1 protein-coding gene and 1 pseudogene are annotated in these 1,139 nt (G+C 60.9%); one reads left to right on the plus strand and one right to left on the minus strand.

Translation table 11 applies throughout. The features are described 5' to 3' along the window. Nucleotides 1–277: 277 nt before the first annotated feature. A complete protein-coding gene (locus AC1DT3_RS22085) occupies nt 278–625 on the minus strand; it encodes a tetratricopeptide repeat protein (RefSeq protein WP_477467316.1) in 348 nt (115 codons plus the stop codon). A 257-nt stretch (nt 626–882) separates the two neighbouring features. On the opposite strand from AC1DT3_RS22085, the pseudogene AC1DT3_RS22090 reads away from it, so the two are divergent. Next, nucleotides 883–1,139: pseudogene (locus AC1DT3_RS22090) on the plus strand (hypothetical protein); the annotation flags it as partial.

Consider the following 1,139-nt stretch of genomic DNA (forward strand, 5'->3'; position numbering starts at 1 on the left):
GGAGATTCAGCGCTCCATGGTCGATCAACTCTCGGAGGGCATGGTTCTCAAGCCGGCGGTAAAATATCAGCACGTCGTCCAGACGTTCGGGGTGCCGCGCGACAACCACTGAGGCGGCTGGCGCCGGCCGGTTCGTTCCGGCCGGTTTCCTTTCGGCGCATTGCGCTGAACTGTCTGCGTTGAAGGGAATGTCTTGGGCCGAAGTGTCTTGGGCCGAAGTGTTTTGGGCTGAAATCCGTCGCCTGCTTGCGATCGATCGGCGCAGGCGGCGCGATGCCTACGGAATCCAGTCGACGACCGGCTGATAGCTCAGCATCCCTTGACGGCTCGCTGCGACGAGCCGTTCGATTTCCTGGCTGTGAGCGCGCTTGGCCTTCTCGATCCAGAGCAAGGCTCGCTCATCGCGCCAGTTCAGGCGCAGGATCTTGCGGAAGGTGACGATCGCCTCCTCGTGGAAGCCGAGCCAGTAGAGGCAGATGCCCCGCCGGAAATAGGCGCGCGTCGGATTTGTGTGCGTCACCGCCAGGGTTCCGGTCATCGTCTCGACGGCAATTCCACGGGCAGCCGTCCAGACATTCAGAGGCGAAAAACGAAAACCTTTGTGGCCGTCGGTTGCGCTGGTCATGGTCGGGACTCCTCACCGGTGGTCCGGGTCTTAAGGCGATGACGATGCGTCATTAGACCTCGCGCTTTGCTTTCGCGATATCGGATCGGCGCAAGACTTGTCGGAATTGCGTAACAATACTACTATTCATTCCATCTGTTCGACCAGGTCAAAGGGATTCACCCGACCGATCGGACTGGAATGGTGGGGCGATTGTGGGCAGGCGGACACTAGGTGCAGAGCCGTGGGACGAGGTTACTCCCGTCGCGACAGAGGGAGTGGCCGGCGGCTCGTTTCGGACCTCCGATCTCGACGAGTTCGAGGATGTGGTCAGCAATCTCGTGACCCCACACCGGCTGGAACCCGCCGGAAAGCCGCAGACCGCCGAGCGGGCGTTCGACTATCACGGCGTCGACGGCCTCGGATTCTTCAAGATTCACTATGGCCAGAATGTTGCAGTCGAGCTGCGGCCGGATCTGATCGACACGCGCATCGGATTCGTCGTCGCGACGAAAGGCGCCGGCCAATTGACGAT

Source organism: Microvirga sp. P4_G7 (assembly GCF_056401005.1).